Source organism: Marinifilum sp. JC120 (assembly GCA_004923195.1).
Classification (GTDB): domain Bacteria; phylum Desulfobacterota; class Desulfovibrionia; order Desulfovibrionales; family Desulfovibrionaceae; genus Maridesulfovibrio.
Genome location: RDSB01000005.1, coordinates 38,202 through 55,359 on the forward strand (window position 1 = coordinate 38,202; position 17,158 = coordinate 55,359).

Consider the following 17,158-nt stretch of genomic DNA (forward strand, 5'->3'; position numbering starts at 1 on the left):
TCTCATAATAATAAAAAAAAAGCTTAGCTGTAAAGATAAAGCCGAAAGAAAACCCCGCCCTTGATATAAGGACGGGGTTCTTTTTGTGTAATTGGAGCCAGTCGCAGGGACCGGGATAATTACATTTCGTTAGGCAGTGCCTTAAGCTGTTCGTATGTGTAGACAGGACCGTCCTGACATACGTAGCTGGTGCCGATGTTGCAACGACCGCAGATGCCGACGCCGCATTTCATGCGTTTTTCAAGAGTGGTGATGATCTGATCATCCTTGAAACCGAGCTTGGCAAGAGCCTGCACGGTGAATTTGATCATGATCGGCGGTCCACAAGTTACTGCGTATGCGTTTTTGGCCGAGGGCTTGATGTCCAGCAGCACGTTGGGGATAAGTCCCACGTTGTGCTTCCAGCCTTCGTATTCCGCATCAATGGTCAGATGGGTGTCGAGGTCGTCGCGTTCCATCCATTCGGGCAGCTCATAGCTGAATGCCATGTCTACAGGGCTTCTTGCACCGTAGAGCAAAGTTATTTTGCCGTAATCTTTACGGTTATCCAGCATGTAGTAGAGCAGGGTACGCAGAGGAGCCATACCGATACCACCACCGACGAAGACAATATCTTTGCCTTTCATCTCTTCGTAAGGGAAGCAGTTGCCTAAAGGAGCGCGGACACCAATCTGGTCGCCGGCATTTAAGGTGTGCAGCTTCTCAGTAACTTCACCGGTACGCATGACACTGAATTGCAGATAATCCATGCGTGTGGGGGTGGAGTTGATAACGAATGTTGCTTCACCGATACCGAAGGCGGACAGCTGTCCCACCTGACCGGGTTCAAAGGTGAAGTTTTTTCTGATTTCCGGGTTGTTGAGAGTCACCCGAAAAGTCATGATATTGTGAGTTTCCTTGATGACCTCCTGAATGGTGGCCATTGCCGGAAGATAAGGATTGCTAGTCATTTGCCTTCTCCTTTGCTTCATATGCAATAGCGTTCAGGACGATTTCGCGGATGTCCACGCCCACGGGGCAGCTCTTGATACAGCGACCGCAACCGCAGCAGGAGATAACTCCGTCATGCAGGTCCGGGTAGTAGCTGAATTTGTGGCCGACTCTGTTCTTAAGGCGGTGGGCCTTGGTTGGGCGGGGGTTGTGTCCGCTGGCTTCCATGGTGAACATGGAGGACATGCAGTTGTCCCAGCTTCTGATGCGCTCACCTTTGACTCCGTCGGATTCATCGGTGATGTTGAAGCAGTAGCAAGTGGGACAGAGATAGGTGCATGCACCGCAGCTGAGGCACTTGGCGGACTGTTCTTCCCAGAAGTCCTGATCGTCAAAAGCTTCGAGAAGCTTTGCCGGAGCCTTGGAAAGGTCCTGTGCTTCGCCCATGGACTGGTCGGCTTTGGCGCGAACTTTATCCGCTTCAGCCTGTTTGGAGCCGCCGTCTTCCAGCAGGGAGCTGGCGAGCAGTGCTTCACCGCGGTCGCTGACTGCTTCAAGGAAGTAGCCGCTATCCACGGGAACCATGAGCACGTCAGATCCGCTGGGATCGGAAGGTCCGGAACCAACCCAGTTGCAGAAGCAGGTGGTTTCGCCTTTTTCACACGCGAGAGTGATGAAGAAGGTGTTTTCCCTGCGGGCTTTGTAATATACGTCCACGTGTTTGCCGTTCAGGTAAACACGGTCGAACATGGTGAATCCGCGCGCGTCACAGGGACGGCTGCCGAAAACAACCCATGATGAATCAGGAATGGTTTCCTTAACGTCAAGGGCCACTTTCTCAGGATTCTCAAGATCTTTGATGTGGCTGAATTCCACGAGGGTTTCACTCTGAGGGAAGCAGGCCTTTTTAGGGGGCGCGGTTGCTTCGCGTTCGATGTTGAAACCTTTCTTGGAGTCGTAGGGCTTGAACACAATGGAATCGCCCTCATTGCGGGGAGCGAGCACTTCGTGTTTCTGACCCAGTTCTTCCAGCCATGCCGATACCTTGTCGGATTTGATGAATTTTGCCATGGCTACCACTCCTTCTCCTTGATAGTAGGTTCATCAATCTTGAAGGTCTGAAGCGGAGGTTTGGCCTCGGGATCGAGTCCGGCCTCGTAGTTAAAGACTTCCTTGATTTCCTTGTTGAACTTCTTCTTAAAGAGCAGGATGGGAATGTCTACCGGGCAGGCGCGCTGGCATTCACCGCATTCGGTGCAGCGTCCGGCGAGATGGTAGGCATGGATAACCTGAAACATCCACTTGTCGCGGACGTGGGCTTCCTGGCTCAGCCAATGCGGATCGCGGGACTGGGCCACGCAATGATCGCGGCATACACACATGGGGCATGCGTTACGGCAGGCGTAGCAGCGGATGCAGCGATCCATTTCACCGAGCCAGAAACTGAATTTCTCTTCGGTGGACTTGGCTTCGAATTCCTCAAGGTCTTTGTATCCGTCTTCAAAGGAAGCGGTGGCCTTTATCTCGTCACCGATAAACTGGTCGGAAACCACTGCGTTGGGGTAGCGGCAGGTCTGGCATTTGTCAGCAATGACGTCAGCCATGGGCAGCTTGTGCTCTTTGCCTGCAACGGTGAGCTTGACTTCAGTCTCACTCACTTCGCAAGTTTCAACCTGTCCTACATCACCCACTGCGCGGCGGATCTTGGTCTGGTCCACAACACCGTTGCAGCCGAAACCGAAGATGGTCACGTCTTCGCGTTTGATGAGGTTTTCCTGCAACAGTTCAACTACACTGCGGCTGTCGCAGCCTTTGACCACGATACCGACCTTTTTACCCTTCAGGGAGGGCAGGTAGGTAGCTAGGTTGTGAACGCAGAGCGCGTCCACTTTCAATTTATCTATATCTGCTTCCCTGCGTATGAAGTGGGGGGTGGCATGCAGCGGGTCGAAACTATCCGACCAGCCGATGACCACGTCCAATTCAGGCAGGGCATCCTTAATCTGTTTTTTAAGATCTTCCAGATTTTTCACTCTGTTTCTCCTTGCGTGGAATTGCCCTGCCTAGAGGGAGGCTTCCATCAATTTGAGTGTCTCCTCAGCTTCCGGGCCTTCAATTTTCTGGGCCGGGCCGAGTTTGTGAATCTGTTCGGTGAACTTGGTCACAACTTCCTGCCAACGCTGGCCTTCTGATGCGGAAACCCAGGTGTAGTCGAAACGGTCAGGGTCGATTCCCAGCATGGGGATAAACCTTTTGAGCATTTCGAGCCTGCGGCGGGCATAGAAGTTACCTTCAGCGTAGTGGCAGTCATTAGGGTGACAACCGGACACGAGCACTCCGTCCGCACCGGACATGAGTGTTTTCACAATAAACAGAGGATCTATTCTTCCTGAACAGGGAACTTTGATAACCCTTAAATCAGTCGGCTGGGTGAATCTTCCTACGCCTGCGGTATCCGCGCCGCCATAGGAGCACCAGTTGCAGAGAAAACCGACGATTCTGAGTTCTTTACCTTCTAGAACCGGCATACTGCGTTAACCTCCGCGAGAATCTGGTTGTCAGTAAAGTGCTGGAGCTGGATTGCACCCTGCGGACAGGTGGATGTGCAAATACCGCAACCCTGACAAATTGTTTCAATCACCTCAGCTTTAACCATGCCGCGGAAGTCTACTTCTTTAATAGCTCCGAAGGGGCAGGTGCTGATGCATTTGCCGCAACCGATGCAGCGTTTGATATCGACTACAGAAATCGCGGGGTCACTTTCCAGCTGGTCCTTGGAGAACATGGCCAGAACTTTTGCCGCCGCCGCACTACCCTGTGCAACAGATGCCGGAATATCTTTGGGGCCCTGACAGGCACCAGCAAGAAAAACACCGGCAGTGTTAGTTTCAACAGGCTTAAGTTTGGGGTGTCCTTCCATGAAGAAACCGTAGTTGTCGTAGGATATACGCAGCTTTTTAGCCAGATCGGTGGCTCCGTTTGCTGCTTCGACACCGACAGCCAGTACAACAAGATCAGCATCGACTTCAACCTGATCACCCATAAGGGTATCAGCGCCGCGTACTATCAGTTTATCACCTTTGGGGTAGATCATGGATACGCGACCACGGATGTATTTTGCTCCGTACTCTTCCATGGCTCTACGGGTGAACTCGTCGTACATTTTTCCCGGTGCTCGGATGTCCATATAAAAGACATAAGACTGTGAATCGGGAATGTGGTCTTTGGTGAGGATAGACTGTTTGGCGGTATACATGCAGCAGAAACCTGAGCAGTAGGGACGGTCAACAGATTTATCTCTGGAACCTACGCACTGAATAAACACTACGTTCTTAGGCTCTTTACCATCGGAAGGACGCTTAACGTGTCCCTCGCTAGGTCCGGAAGCGGAGAGCATGCGTTCATATTGCATGGAGGTGATAACGTCGGGGTACTGACCGCCGCCGTATTCACCGTATACTGTCCAGTCGAAGAGATCATAACCGGTAGCGGCTACAACTGCGCCCACTTCTTCGGTGATGAATTCATCCTGCTGGGTATAATCAATTGCTTCTGAAGGGCAGACCTTGGCGCATACGCCACATTTATCCCTTTTGATTTTAATGCAGAAATCGGGATCGATAACCGCTTTCTTGGGGATAGCCTGCGGAAAGGGGATGTTGATTGCCGGGGCTTTGCCGAGATATTCGTCAAAAGGATTGTCAGCTTTTTTACTGGGACATTTTTCCATGCAGATTCCGCAACCTGTGCAGAGATCCCAGTTAACATAGCTGGCTTTCTTTTTGATTTTGACTTCGAAGTTACCTACATACCCGTTAACTTCTTCAATTTCAGAATAGGCATGAAGAGTAATATTGGGATGCTGGGCAACGTCAACCATGCGAGGTCCGAGAACGCAACTGGAGCAGTCCACAGTGGGGAATGTCTTATCCAGTTTTGCCATCTTACCGCCGATGGAGGATGTTTTTTCAACAAGGATAACATCGAGGCCGCCGTCGGCGCAGTCGAGAGCCGCCTGAATACCGGCAACACCGCCGCCTACAATCATAACCTTCTTATTCATGTCAAAGAATTTGGCATTAAGAGGCTTGTTGTTGATCAGCTTGGCCGCTGCCATGCGAACAAGGTCAACGGATTTGTTGGTGTTGGCTTCGCGGTCTTTGCCGATCCAGGAAACGTGTTCCCTGATATTGGCCATTTCGAAGAGGTAGCGGTTGAGTCCGGCCCTTTCCAGCGTTTTGCGGAAGGTGGGTTCGTGCATTCTGGGTGTGCAGGATGCAACGACTACGCCGTCGAGTTTGTGTTCCTTGATAGCTTCTATTATTCCGTCCTGTCCGGGTTCGGAGCAGGCGTACATTGTATCTGTTGCGAAAACAACACCGGGGAATTCACGCGCGGCTTCTGCTACAGCGGCAGTGTCCACGGTACCTTCGATGTTAGTCCCGCAATGGCAGACAAAAACTCCTATTTTCATTTAAGTCTTCTCCTTAGCAGGGTTTCCGCTATTTCTTCTCTTCTTTGCCGATGGCATCAAGAACTTTACGGGGGCTCACGCAGAGCTTGTCCATTCCCATTTCTTTTTCATTCATGCCGAGGGCTATCCCCATGAGCTGAGTGTAGTAGAAGATGGGGATATTGTGCTTGGCTCCAGTGGCAGAGTTGATCTGGGTTTGACGCAGATCAAGGTTCATCTGGCACAGCGGGCAGGCGGTGACCAGTGCGTCAACACCAATGTCGTCCGCTACGTCGAGCAGTTTGCCGGACAGTCTCATGACCACATCCTTACGGGGGATACCGAAGGATGCACCGCAGCATTCAACCTTTAAAGGATAGGGCAGCACGGTGGCACCCATGGCTTTCAGGATATTGTCCATGGCCATGGGGTGTTCTGGGTCATCGAAGTTCATCACTTCCGGCGGGCGGTTCATGATGCAGCCGTAGTAGGCAGCAACTTTCAAACCCTTGAGCGGTTTGATGGTGCTTTCCTTCAGCGCTTTAAGACCGAGATCTTCAACAAGAATCTGAAGCACTGATTTGGTGGAAACCCCGCCGTTGTAGGGATTGTCCAGCAGTTTGTTGACCTTCTCGCGCATTTCGTCTTTTTTCATACGATGTTCTGCGGATTTGAGGTTGGTCAGACAACTGGGGCAGGGGGTAACCGCTGTATCCAGATCCATTTTCTCCACCAACTGTAAATTGCGGGCAGAGAGGGCGCTGGAAAGTGAGTGGTCCACAGTGTGAGCCGGGGTGGAACCGCAGCAGCTCCAGTCGGGAATGTCGGTGAGCCGGATTCCCAGCTTTTCACAGACAGCCCGGGTGGACATATCATATTCCATGGATGTCCCGGTGCCGGAGCATCCGGGGTAGTAGGCGTATGTTAAGGAATCACTCATTTGCGGGACTCCTCTTGGAACCTTTTGAAGATTTTCTTGATTTCATCCTTGCCCTGAATTTCGTGGGGTTTGAAATGCATTTTGCCCTTGGGCAGCACTTTCGGCCCCAGATCGAGGTCGGTCCAGAACCGTCCTGTTTTGGCTACATAAGCCGCAAGCAGGCCCACTTCGAACACTCTTCCGTTATTTTCAACGGAATCGAGGAAGCTGTCCCAGAATTTTTTGACCGTGGGTACAGGAGCGTATCCTTCCCGACGGGCCATGTGGCGCAACACATCCATGATGTGAGCCACGTCGATGTTGTTGGGGCACCTTGTGGTGCAGGATTCACAGGTCGCGCAAAGCCAGATGGACTTGCATTTGAGCACGGTGTCCTTTTGCCCTGCCTGAACCATACGCATGATTCTGCTTACTGGAATGTCGTACGCAAATGTGTACGGACATCCGGCGGTACAGTTACCGCACTGGTAGCAAAGGGACAGGTCCTGCCCGCTTTCCTTTTCTACCTGTTTAACAAAATCGGCGTCGTAAGTCTTAGTAATATTCACTATTCCCATAAATGAGTAGCCGCCTTTCCGCTTTAAAAGTCCGGTGGAGCGGACCTTTAGTTTCCGTAGATTGGCTTAAAGATTATTGACAGAGTATGGATTCTTAAGAGGGGGTATTCTGCCAGAAGTCCTATGGAAACTGCAAGCGATAATAACGTGTTTCAGTCTGCTTTCTTTTTCGAGCTGTGTTTTTAAGATTCTGCAGTGATTATGAGCTCTGTGTGTTGGTCTTGAAGGGTTGAATGTTCTGTAAAATCGACAATGGATAATTTATTTTAATGTTACACGAAGGGTGTGTTGTAAAAGTAAGACTGGCAAAAAGAGAGGTGTTGTAGATTTATTAATTATTTCATTGAGGTGAGGTTTGATCTTGTCTATAATGTTTTGCGTCTTGAAAAAAAGTGTTTCAGTTTTGCTACAGAGAGACGTCAGAATGTGAATTTGCACTTCACTTCTATATGAAAACAGGGTACTTGAGTGTCTATATATGTGATAGTACGAACTTTTTTAGTGGGAGTGGAGTTTGAGGCTTGGTTTTGAAGGATGCAGGACTATCAAAACAGCGGGGTTATTATGGTAGATAAAGGGTTTGCCGTACGAATTGGGGTGATTCTGGCGGTGATTGTCGTTTTCAGCTGTTCGTTGGCCGGGTACGGTATCACGGATTCAGCTACTTATGTGGGGTCCGAGGCATGCGCTGATTGCCATGAGGTGGAGTACCGGAATTATGAAAAATTTTCTAAAAAGGCCCATTCCAGTAAAAGCGTGAAAATCATGGCTTCAGATCTTGATGCTGACGAGCTTAAAGAATGCTTTACCTGTCATGCCACTGGATATGGGAAACCCGGCGGTTTTGTTTCTTTTGAACAGACTCCTCACTTAGCCGATGCCGGTTGCGAAGTTTGCCATGGTCCCGGCTCTCTTCATTCTGAAGACGGTGACCCGGATTTGATCAAAAGAAAAATGACTATTGAGGAGTGCGAAGTCTGCCACAACGCGGAACGGGTCAATAATTTCAATTACAAGCCGCTGATTTTCGGCGGAGCACACTAAGGAGGTCGCTATGAAATTTATAAAAACCTCCTTAGGTAACAAGGTCATGGTTCTGACTTCGCTGCTTACAGCGACTGTTTTTATATGTCTTTTTCTTGCCAACTCTTTTTGGCAACGCACCACCATGATGGAAGAGATAGAGAAAAATGCCTACAAGACAGCGGATATGCTGCAACTGGCCATCCGTGAACCCATGGCAAAAGGTGATAACCGGGCCACAACAGCGAAGTTTGCCACTGTTTCTGAAAAATATTCTGATGTAGATATTTATCTAACCAACTTTAAGGGTAATATTACCTACTCCACCAATACTTCGGACATCCGTGCCGACCTTAACAGCAGAATACGTGATGAAGGGATAAATGACCTTGTTGCGCGTAGCCTTAAGACTCCGCTTAAAAGCGGAATCCTTTCCGAACTCGACGGTAAGGAAATCTTTGTTGAGGTGGAGACAATTGAGAACGAAAAAGCATGCTATCATTGCCACGGCAGTAGGCAGCCAGTTCTCGGAACCTTGGTCATGGTGCAGGATGTTTCGCCGCAGTTTGCAGGATTTCATGAATCTCAGTTGAAAGGTGCCGGGCTGTCCTTTGGTGGATTTATTACTTTACTCGGCGCGCTTCTGTTCTTCATGCGCAGATCCATTGTCGATCGTATTAAGGTTATTTCCAACGCTACCAGCGATTTTGCTCAGGGTAATCTTGATGCTCAGTTTGCAGTAAATTGCAGCGATGAGCTTGGTTCTCTCGGTGAAAATCTCGGCGATATGGCCCGTCAAATTAAAGACCAGCTGGTATACAACAGAGGGGTACTCAACGGTATTACCGTGCCCATGATTGTAACTGACGGCGAGGGTAAAATTGATTTTGCCAACAGTCCCATGCGGGATATTATCGGTAGATCTGAAGAAAATCTTCTTGGAACAGATATCGGGAATTTTTTCAAAGTTGACGGTAAGTCTCTGGCCGCAGACGCCATTGCTACCGGAAAATGCCCTGAAGGTTTGCTGCGCTTCAACAGGGAGGACGGAGTTGAGTTTCCGTTGCGCTATCAGGTTTGTCCGTTGCTGAATGCAGAAGAGGAAACTGTCGGTGCTATTGCGGTAATGGTTGACCTTACTGAAGAGGAAGCCAGCCGTAAGCATATTGAGCAGCAGCAGAAGTCCTTGCTTGAAGTGGCCAATGAAGTCACTGAAGTATCCAAGTCCTTGCTTTCGTATACCACTGAGCTTTCGCAGCAGATGAATGAACTTACTGCGGGAGTTGATACCACGGCCATGCAGACCAGTCAGGTTGCCACTGCCATGGAAGAAATGAATGCGACGGTACTTGAAGTTGCCCAGAATACCGGTGAAACAGCTGAAGCTTCCGACAGGGCCAATTCCGTGGCTCGTGATGGCGGAGAGGTGGTCAGCAATACTGTTTCAGAGATTCATATTGTAACCGAAACTACGGACAAACTTTCCGATATGCTTGCTGACCTTTCGGAGCGGGCTATTAATATCGGTGAGGTCATGTCTGTAATTAACGATATTGCCGACCAGACCAACTTGTTGGCCTTGAACGCTGCCATTGAAGCTGCACGTGCCGGTGAAGCAGGACGTGGATTCGCTGTGGTTGCTGACGAAGTCCGCAAGCTTGCTGAGAAGACCATGGGTGCGACCAATGAGGTTGAGAGTGCTATCTCCCTCATCCAGCAATCCACTGACAAGGTCGTTGGCGAGATGAACGGAGTGCGTGGCAGGGTTGAAAATACTGTGCAGATGGCTGAAGGAGCTGGTGGAGTTCTTGGGCAAATCGTCAATGAATCCGAATCCATCGCTGATATGGTCCGGGCCATTGCCACAGCAGCAGAACAACAGACAGCCACCAGTGATGAGATTAACAACAGCGTCACCGAGATCAACAATCTATCATTGGCTCTTTCTGATGGTATTCAGAATGCCAACTCCAATATTATGGAAGTGGCCGACATGGCTGAGAAGTTGAGCAAGTTGGTGGAAAGGTTCAAGTAAGACTGAATTATTACAAAGTACTACAAAGCCCCTCCCGCAAATTTGCGAGAGGGGCTTTGTCTATGCATCCGCGGACCTTCGGGGACCAGAGCCCTTTTATAAAGGCTTCGTTGTTTAGCTTGGAAATTCGTACAAAATTATGATCGCAAAATCATTCATGATGATGCGTTCTTAACTTTTAAGCGCGTTTAGATACGCTAGATGCGAAGCATACTGAAAGGTTCTGAAAGGGATGGGGTCTGGGGAAGGGAAAACTCTTGCAAGAGTTTTCCCTTCCCCAGCCGCCGGAGGCATCTGTCTAACGCCAGCCTTTGCCGGAGTTGCTGAAAATTTCTGTAATACGGATATTTTTAACTGGCCTGAATTTGTTGGCTCGTGCTTCTTGAGGGGTTTTGCCTGTACTTTCGTAGATGGTCTCTATGTACTTGAGCAGCCCGACTAGCCCTTTGCGTTTGGCACTGGTTCTTTTTACTCGGCATGAGATGGTATCCGGCGATATGGAGTGATAGCGCGCGAGATAACTTCCGTCCTTCTGGAGGACTAGTTCCATACGGCTGAAGCCTTTGATGTGACTTTTGTTGAGCTTGACCACCCAGCCGATGGCAAAATTTTTGAAGGTGTCCAGCTCCTGCTTGGAACCGGGCTGGGATCCGTATGCCGCCGAGCAAAGCAGCAAGCAGATAAAAAAAGATGTTAAAATCTTGCGGGCAAGTTTCATCGGGTACTCCAAATTGCGAAAAGGGTGGAAGGATTGATCCTTCCACCCTTTTAATTACTTCTAAGGCTTCTAGTCTTCTACGTCGATTTCAACGCGGCGGTTAAGCTTGCGGCCTTCTTTGGTCTTGTTGTCATACTTGGGATTCATTTCACCATAACCCTTGACCTGCAAGCGTTCGGAAGCAACGCCGTTTGCGGCCATCCAGTCGGCAACAGCCTTGGCTCTGCGTTCGGACAGCCCCTGGTTGTATGCTTCGGAACCGGAGGAGTCGGTGTGACCGCCAACCAGAACTTTGAGGTTGGGGAATTCTTCGAGAAGGGTTGCTGCTTCAGTCAGAGCAGGAACCATTTCGTCAGTGATTTTGTATTTGTCGAAACCGAAGTTGAAGTTACGGAAAACAATTTTTTCCTGAACCGGAACAACAGGAGCGATTACAACTTCTTCAATGACTTCAACGATGAGTTCTTCTTCCTGAGTATAGAAAACATCCTGTGCGAACTTATCGAGAACTGCTTTGTCGGCAAGGGCTGTGGCGTCAACATAAACACCACAGGGAGTCTTGCTGGCAAGGCGTTTCAGGTTGGATTTGCCGCGCGCGGTGTCAGCTACACTGATAACGTGCAGGCAGAAACGGTCGCCGTATTTTTTAGACATGTCGGAAACAACGAGTGAAGGGTTGCGTCCGGCGTTGGTCAAGCCATCAGATACGAAAACAACTGCAAACTTACCGTCCCAGTTATTGAGTACGCGATCAAGATCTTTAAAGCCTTCACCCATGGGGGTGGACTGGAAGAAAGGCAGGTCGCTGGGTACAGCGGCGATCCCTCTTGCCATGGCGGATCTGGTGAACATAGATTTGGGAGAATAGGTTGCAAAGTCGGGCATTGCGTAGAGAGCTGAATCGTATCCCAGTTCAGGAACAACGTTGTTGAGTCTCTTTAAAGCATTGAGCCCGGCAATAATTTTTGGATTTCCGGTGGAACCGTATGCCTGTGACATGGAGGGGGAAGTGTCGACGAAGTAGGCAAATGCATCTACTTTGGGTTTAAGAACGATACGTGATTCTGCAAGGGCCATGGAGCCGAAAGCCAGAAGAACGGCTATAGCAACGGTCAGGATTGACAAAATTTTTCTGTTCAGCATTATGAAAGTCCTCCGGTAAGTAGGTTAACGGTTATTAGTGGTATTTTTAACTCTCTCAAAATTAAGGTATTGGCGGACCTTAATCAATAGTTTTGTGTTATTTTTATGCTTCTTTTTAATTTTCAGCTCCGGCGAAATGTTTTTCAAGCATTATTTTCAGGATGGTTCGGTCTGTATCTATCATGCCTTGAGTGCTGAGTGTGCCGATGTTTTGCATGGTTTGCTCGGGTGAGGAGCCAATAATGCCGTCCGTGGAGTGAACATTGACGCCGTGGACGGCAAAAAGTGCGGCTTGCACAGCGGTTCCGGCTGCTGTTGCCAGTTTTAGGGCACAGCCTGATTTAGCTCCATCACAGATGATTCCGGCAAGATCTTCAGTCAGGTTAGTGATGGCTCCGGCCATGTGTTTAGTCGTGCCGCCCATGAGGTATGTGATTCCAGCGGTGGCTCCTGCTCCGGCAGCAACTGAGCAGCCGCAGACAGCAGAAAGGCGGCCGGTCTGAGCCTTTACGTAAGCAGTAACGAGATGGCTGAGGGCAATGGCTTCAAGCATGATTTTTTCAGTGCAGTCCACAAACTCACTCACCGCATAAATTGGCAGGATAGCAGTCAGTCCGTGGTTTCCTGATCCTCCTGAACTCATGGCCGGGAGCTTGATTCCGCCCATACGGGCATCAGATGCGGCTGATGTGACAATGCGGGCGGCGAGTATCATATCTCTGCTTAGAATTTTCATGCGGGCCAGCTTTTCGAATGTTGCACCTACGCCCAACCCTGAGCCATGCTTGAGTCCGTAGTCGGCAAGACGCATGTTGTAGGTGATCCCTTCCTTGAGAAAGTCGAAATCCTGTTCGTCAAGATCGTCGATCATATCTACGAGATCATCAAGGGACAGGGTTTTGATGTAGTCTTCAAGTTTGGAAACATCAGCTTTTTGAGCCTGTTTCTTTTTGACCAGAGTAGAGTCCTTGACCGATTCACCGTTAAGAGTCAGAGAAATTATGTTGTCGTGAACCCCTTCAATGATTGTTTCAACTAAGCTTGAACCGAAAGTGAGCAGGGCACGGACGTAGATGCCGTGCCTGTCTTCAAGCAGGTTTACTGTGACGGGGTTTTCTTTCTTGTATTTGCATGCTTCTTTAGTGCTCGGTTCGTCCAGAGGTTCAAGTACTTCAAGACCAAGCGAGGGATCGCCGTAAAGGGCTCCCAGCGCGGCAGCTGTGTCCAGCCCGTTTATTCCGCCAGTGCCGGGGATGATGACGGCAAGTCCGTTTTTATAAATATTCGGGTCAACCCAGACTTCGATTTTGTCAGGTCTTGTGTCCGGCATAACTGAAGCTGCTGCTGCGGTGGCAAGGGCAATGGCTACCGGCTCGGTGCAGCCTAGTGCCGGTGAGACTTCAAGGTGTAAGATTTCTTTAACTGAATATTTCATGACCATCTCTATCTTTTAAAATGTTGACTTGATGTTAGGTTGCTGGTTTGTTCGGACAGGTAAACAGCGATTGTAAATAAAGTCTAGAAAAAATCATAATAAATTGTTTCTTTAAATAAATATACCATTAAGATGGAGCGAAGCAAGATTAAAAAATGTATTTTTAACGGTGAAGTTGGTGTCGGTAGAAGAGTTGAATGTTAAAATGGCATTTCTTTTGTTGTTTACAACAAACATTCTTTATCTCTCTTCGCTTTTTTATTTTAAAAAAGTGTTCTTTGAAGATGAATCAATGTAGAAGAAATGTTTTTGCTTGTTTTTTTGTGTAAACCAGTTCTTTTTACTTAATTGTAGTTGAAAAGTGTCAGAAAAATAAGTAACATCCGGCAACTTATATTATGTGATAGTCTTAATAGGTTTTTATATCTGCTTAAAATAGCTGGAGAAACTATATATGTATATTGTGACAGGCGGAGCCGGGTTCATCGGCAGTGCCATGGTCTGGAAGTTGAACCAGATGGGAATCGACGATATCTTGATCGTCGACAACCTTGCCAAAACGGATAAATGGAAAAATCTGGTCAATCTTCGTTACGAGGATTATGTCCATAGGAATCAGTTTTATAAGCTTATTCTCGAGGGTGATGACCCCTTTGAAACTGATGCCGTAATTCACATGGGGGCTTGCTCCTCCACCACAGAGCAGGATGCGGATTTCCTCATGGAAAACAACTACCGCTACACTCAGATGCTCTGCCGTTTCTGCCTTAATCATGATGTCCGGTTCATCAATGCCTCCAGCGCCGCAACTTACGGCGATGGTCGTTTTGGTTTTGATGACGACCATGCGGGTATTGATCAGCTCCAGCCCATGAACATGTATGGCTACTCCAAGCAGCTTTTTGACCTTTGGGCCAAACGCGGCGGCGTTCTGGACAAGTTGGTAAGTCTTAAATTTTTCAATGTATTCGGTCCAAACGAATATCATAAAGACGACATGAAAAGTGTTATCTGCAAGGCTTTTCACCAGATCGGTGAAACCGGGGAGATGAAACTGTTCAAGTCTTACAAGCCGGAATTCCCCCACGGCGGCCAGAAACGCGACTTTGTCTACATCAAAGATTGCGTGGATGTAATGTGGTGGTTTTTACAGAACCCGGATAAAAACGGTATTTTCAATATCGGAACCGGACAGGCCCGTGAATGGAATGAACTGGCGAAATCTGTTTTCGCGGCTATGGATGTGGATCCGAACATCAGCTATATCGAGATGCCGGAAACCATCCGCGACAAGTACCAGTATTTTACTCAGGCAAATATGAGCAAGCTGGTGGCTGCCGGTTATGACAAACCGTTCACTTCGTTGGAAGATGCGGCTAAAGATTATGTACAGAATTACCTGGCTCAGGAAGATTCTTATCTCAAGAGCTAGTTGTTGATCCGGGCAACCGGAATAGTTGAATATTAAAGGGCAGGTTGTTTTGAAATCTAGGTTCGCCATATTTGTAGTTTTACTTCTCCTTTGTCTGCCGTGCGCGTCTTTTGCGCAGGAGCAGATGACCGTGCCCATGACTGACAGTAAGGGTGTGGAGCAGAAGGGTGAGCAATGGAAGTTTTCCGCAGACAAGCTTGTTGTGGAAAACGACAGTGAATACCTTCAGGCTTACGGCGATGTAACCCTGCGCAGCGGGGACAACTATATTAAAGCGGACTTTGCCCGTTTTTATCAGGCTACTAAATGGATTTATCTGCGCGGCAATGTAAAAGCGCAGATAAAGGGCGATTTTTACGACGCGGCCGAGGCTGAATTTGACCTTAACAACATGGTCGGTTGGCTGAAAAAGGGCCGCGTTTTTGTTGCTAATCCCCATGTTTACTTTGAAAGTGAGTTCATTGAAAAGCACAACGGTGCCACTTACAGCTTCAAGGATGTTAAGGTTACCGCCTGTGACGGTGAAAATCCGCTCTGGTCTTTTGAGTCCGGTGAGGGTGATATCACTATCAATGGTTACGCAAGGCTTTGGCATTCCAAATTCAAAGTAAAGGGTGTCCCGGTTGCGTATACCCCCTACATGGAACTTCCGGTGCAGCGTGAACGCCAGTCCGGTGTGCTCAATCCTGAAATAGGTAACTCCAACCGTCTTGGTAATAGGATCAACTTGCCGATCTACTGGGCCATCAATGACGAAATGGACATGACCTTTTACCCGGAATACCTAAGCAAGCGCGGAGCTAGACCCGGGGTGGAATTTCGCCATTCTGAAGATGTAAACAGTAAAGGATCGTGGCGTGCGGACTGGTTGTTTGATAGCAAGAGTTACGACGACCCCAATGCCGCAAGCTATTCTTTCAGTGATAATATGATCCGTCCCAACCAGAACCGTTGGTGGATCAGATCAAAATATAACGGATATCTTGGAAATCCTGATTGGCAGACCATTTTTGATATGGACCTTGTCTCTGACCAGGATTACCTGCGTGAATTCCGTTCCGGTTCCAATGGTTATGAAGCTACCCGTAATGAATTTCTTGATGAATTCGGGCGTGACATAGCAACTGCTGACTCAAATAAAAGAACAAGTACAGCCCTTGTTGCCAGAAGTTGGGATAATTACTCGGTGTCAGCTTTGGCAGAGTACACCGAGAATCTGCTTTATCGTAACGGGAACAATCCTTCCACTAAGGACCCGACTTTACAGAGGTTGCCCGAGCTTTCCGCATACGCATTTAAGAACAACTTTTTTGGGACCCCCATTGAATGGGAAGGCGAATTTCAGGCCAACTACTTCTGGCGTGAATACGGCACCACCGGTGGACGTTTTGATATCAAACCGTCTTTCAGCATGCCGGTACGTCTTGGCGGGATTACTTTTATTCCCCATGCCGGAGTCAGGGCTACGAACTATCTTGTAAGTTCTTTCCAGAATGCAAGTACTGAAGTCAGCCGTGACAGCAGTCAGACCCGTATCCTTGCCGATGCCGGAATGAGCGCAGCTACAGATTTTTACCGTGTCTTTGATTTGGAATCCGCTCCGGTCGTCAGCAAAGAGAATATTGGTAAATCCGGTTGGACCCGCATGAAACATAATTTTATTCCCCGATTGGAATATTCATGGGTTCAGGACGATTCCGCTTCGCAGGCCAAACTGCCTTACTTTGATTCCCGGGACCGTATTTCTGAGCAGAATGATATTGTTTTCTCACTGACCAACGTTTTTGACCGCAATCGCGCAACAGTTGTTATGGGCGATGACGGCAATCCCGTGCTCGAAGCTGACTATCTTGAATTTCTGCGTGTCCGCCTTGAACAAGGATATGACATTGATGAAGAGAACCGTTCTGTCGAACTTAGCCAGTATGAGCGGCGTCCTTTTTCCGATTTCATGGCCGAGTTTATCGTTACTCCGTATAATTTTGTGAATCTGACCTCCCGCACATGGGTCTCCCCTTATTTGGGTGATGTCACTGAGCATGAAAATATCCTCAAGCTCTTTTATGATGAATATGCTGAGTTCTCTCTGGGGTATGATTACCTGCGCAAGATCGATGAATATAAAAGGCAGCAGGATTCCGATATGCAGATTGTGAGTTACGGAATGAAGGCCAAACTGCCTTGGAACCTTCAGGTGGGCGGTAAGTTCCGTTCCGATCTTAATTCTGATCGTGATCTTGAAAAGACCGCTTCTGTCGGCTGGAACCACCAGTGTTTCTTCATGGAATTTGTTGCTTCCAAGACTACTGTTGATGAGCGTTACAGCGTTAACTTTAACCTTTTCGACACAGGCATGTTTTAGTTTTTTGTAAAAATAAATCGTATCGGGCCCCTCGGCTACAGTGATGTAGACGGGGGGCCTTGCTTATTGTAAGTTTGATGAACAATTAGAAAATAAACATTGCAATAAATAATTATACCACACAGATATA

At 48.4% G+C, this 17,158-nt stretch carries 14 protein-coding genes; 4 read left to right on the top strand and 10 right to left on the bottom strand.

The genetic code is table 11. The features are described from left to right. Window positions 1–119: 119 nt before the first annotated feature. Genes D0S45_06535 through D0S45_06565 form a run of 7 tightly spaced genes read right to left on the bottom strand, consistent with a single transcriptional unit; the run spans window position 120 to window position 6,880 of the window. Window positions 120–950: a hydrogenase gene (locus D0S45_06535; protein TIH17311.1), complete on the bottom strand. Its 831-nt coding sequence runs from the start codon at window positions 948–950 to the stop codon at window positions 120–122. Continuing rightward, window positions 943–2,001, bottom strand: a complete 1,059-nt coding sequence (locus D0S45_06540; GenBank protein TIH17312.1) for a hydrogenase — start codon at window positions 1,999–2,001, stop codon at window positions 943–945. The genes D0S45_06535 and D0S45_06540 overlap by 8 nt, the downstream gene beginning before the upstream one ends. A 2-nt stretch (window positions 2,002–2,003) precedes the next feature. Continuing rightward, window positions 2,004–2,963, bottom strand: a complete 960-nt coding sequence (locus D0S45_06545; protein TIH17313.1) for a 4Fe-4S dicluster domain-containing protein — start codon at window positions 2,961–2,963, stop codon at window positions 2,004–2,006. A gap of 30 nt (window positions 2,964–2,993) precedes the next feature. Then, window positions 2,994–3,458: a hydrogenase iron-sulfur subunit gene (locus tag D0S45_06550; protein ID TIH17314.1), complete on the bottom strand. Its 465-nt coding sequence runs from the start codon at window positions 3,456–3,458 to the stop codon at window positions 2,994–2,996. Next, on the bottom strand, window positions 3,446–5,404 hold the full coding sequence (locus D0S45_06555; protein TIH17315.1) for a CoB--CoM heterodisulfide reductase iron-sulfur subunit A family protein: 1,959 nt from the start codon (window positions 5,402–5,404) through the stop codon (window positions 3,446–3,448). Before D0S45_06555 ends, D0S45_06550 begins: the two co-directional genes overlap by 13 nt. Before the next feature lie 28 nt (window positions 5,405–5,432). Then, window positions 5,433–6,323, bottom strand: a complete 891-nt coding sequence (locus D0S45_06560) for a heterodisulfide reductase subunit B (protein TIH17316.1) — start codon at window positions 6,321–6,323, stop codon at window positions 5,433–5,435. Continuing rightward, complete coding sequence (locus tag D0S45_06565; protein TIH17317.1) at window positions 6,320–6,880, bottom strand: heterodisulfide reductase subunit C; 561 nt, start codon at window positions 6,878–6,880, stop codon at window positions 6,320–6,322. The genes D0S45_06560 and D0S45_06565 overlap by 4 nt, the downstream gene beginning before the upstream one ends. A gap of 564 nt (window positions 6,881–7,444) precedes the next feature. Here D0S45_06565 and D0S45_06570 point away from each other — a divergent pair. Continuing rightward, the gene (locus D0S45_06570; protein TIH17478.1) at window positions 7,445–7,924 is read left to right on the top strand and encodes a cytochrome C; all 480 of its coding nucleotides are present in this window, start codon (window positions 7,445–7,447) and stop codon (window positions 7,922–7,924) included. 10 nt (window positions 7,925–7,934) lie between these two features. Then, complete coding sequence (locus tag D0S45_06575) at window positions 7,935–9,938, top strand: methyl-accepting chemotaxis protein (GenBank protein ID TIH17318.1); 2,004 nt, start codon at window positions 7,935–7,937, stop codon at window positions 9,936–9,938. A 298-nt stretch (window positions 9,939–10,236) separates the two neighbouring features. Here the strand turns inward: D0S45_06575 and D0S45_06580 are convergent, their stop codons facing one another. The 3 genes from D0S45_06580 to D0S45_06590 form a co-directional block, all read right to left on the bottom strand. Further along, window positions 10,237–10,656, bottom strand: coding sequence for a hypothetical protein (locus D0S45_06580; protein ID TIH17319.1), 420 nt, complete (start codon window positions 10,654–10,656; stop codon window positions 10,237–10,239). A 69-nt stretch (window positions 10,657–10,725) separates the two neighbouring features. Next, entirely contained in the window at window positions 10,726–11,799 is a 1,074-nt protein-coding gene (locus D0S45_06585) for an OmpA family protein (GenBank protein ID TIH17320.1), read from the bottom strand. Between the two features lie 115 nt (window positions 11,800–11,914). Beyond that, the gene (locus D0S45_06590; protein ID TIH17321.1) at window positions 11,915–13,234 is read right to left on the bottom strand and encodes a serine dehydratase subunit alpha family protein; all 1,320 of its coding nucleotides are present in this window, start codon (window positions 13,232–13,234) and stop codon (window positions 11,915–11,917) included. A gap of 454 nt (window positions 13,235–13,688) precedes the next feature. Here D0S45_06590 and rfaD point away from each other — a divergent pair, with 454 nt between their 5' ends. Together rfaD and D0S45_06600 are read left to right on the top strand one after the other, a co-directional pair. After that, entirely contained in the window at window positions 13,689–14,666 is a 978-nt protein-coding gene (gene rfaD, locus D0S45_06595) for an ADP-glyceromanno-heptose 6-epimerase (protein TIH17322.1), read from the top strand. Window positions 14,667–14,790: 124 nt separating this feature from the next. Continuing rightward, window positions 14,791–17,028, top strand: a complete 2,238-nt coding sequence (locus D0S45_06600; protein ID TIH17323.1) for an LPS-assembly protein LptD — start codon at window positions 14,791–14,793, stop codon at window positions 17,026–17,028. The last annotated feature ends 130 nt before the right edge of the window (window positions 17,029–17,158 follow it).

Bases quoted from the DNA above. Each gene is read 5' to 3' on its own strand.
- D0S45_06535 (TIH17311.1), bottom strand. From the start codon at position 950: ATGACTAGCAATCCTTATCTTCCGGCAATGGCCACCATTCAGGAGGTC.
- D0S45_06540 (TIH17312.1), bottom strand. From the start codon at position 2,001: ATGGCAAAATTCATCAAATCCGACAAGGTATCGGCATGGCTGGAAGAA.
- D0S45_06550 (TIH17314.1), bottom strand. From the start codon at position 3,458: ATGCCGGTTCTAGAAGGTAAAGAACTCAGAATCGTCGGTTTTCTCTGC.
- D0S45_06555 (TIH17315.1), bottom strand. From the start codon at position 5,404: ATGAAAATAGGAGTTTTTGTCTGCCATTGCGGGACTAACATCGAAGGT.
- D0S45_06560 (TIH17316.1), bottom strand. From the start codon at position 6,323: ATGAGTGATTCCTTAACATACGCCTACTACCCCGGATGCTCCGGCACC.
- D0S45_06565 (TIH17317.1), bottom strand. From the start codon at position 6,880: ATGGGAATAGTGAATATTACTAAGACTTACGACGCCGATTTTGTTAAA.
- D0S45_06570 (TIH17478.1), top strand. From the start codon at position 7,445: ATGGTAGATAAAGGGTTTGCCGTACGAATTGGGGTGATTCTGGCGGTG.
- D0S45_06575 (TIH17318.1), top strand. From the start codon at position 7,935: ATGAAATTTATAAAAACCTCCTTAGGTAACAAGGTCATGGTTCTGACT.
- D0S45_06580 (TIH17319.1), bottom strand. From the start codon at position 10,656: ATGAAACTTGCCCGCAAGATTTTAACATCTTTTTTTATCTGCTTGCTG.
- D0S45_06585 (TIH17320.1), bottom strand. From the start codon at position 11,799: ATGCTGAACAGAAAAATTTTGTCAATCCTGACCGTTGCTATAGCCGTT.
- D0S45_06590 (TIH17321.1), bottom strand. From the start codon at position 13,234: ATGAAATATTCAGTTAAAGAAATCTTACACCTTGAAGTCTCACCGGCA.
- rfaD (TIH17322.1), top strand. From the start codon at position 13,689: ATGTATATTGTGACAGGCGGAGCCGGGTTCATCGGCAGTGCCATGGTC.
- D0S45_06600 (TIH17323.1), top strand. From the start codon at position 14,791: ATGACCGTGCCCATGACTGACAGTAAGGGTGTGGAGCAGAAGGGTGAG.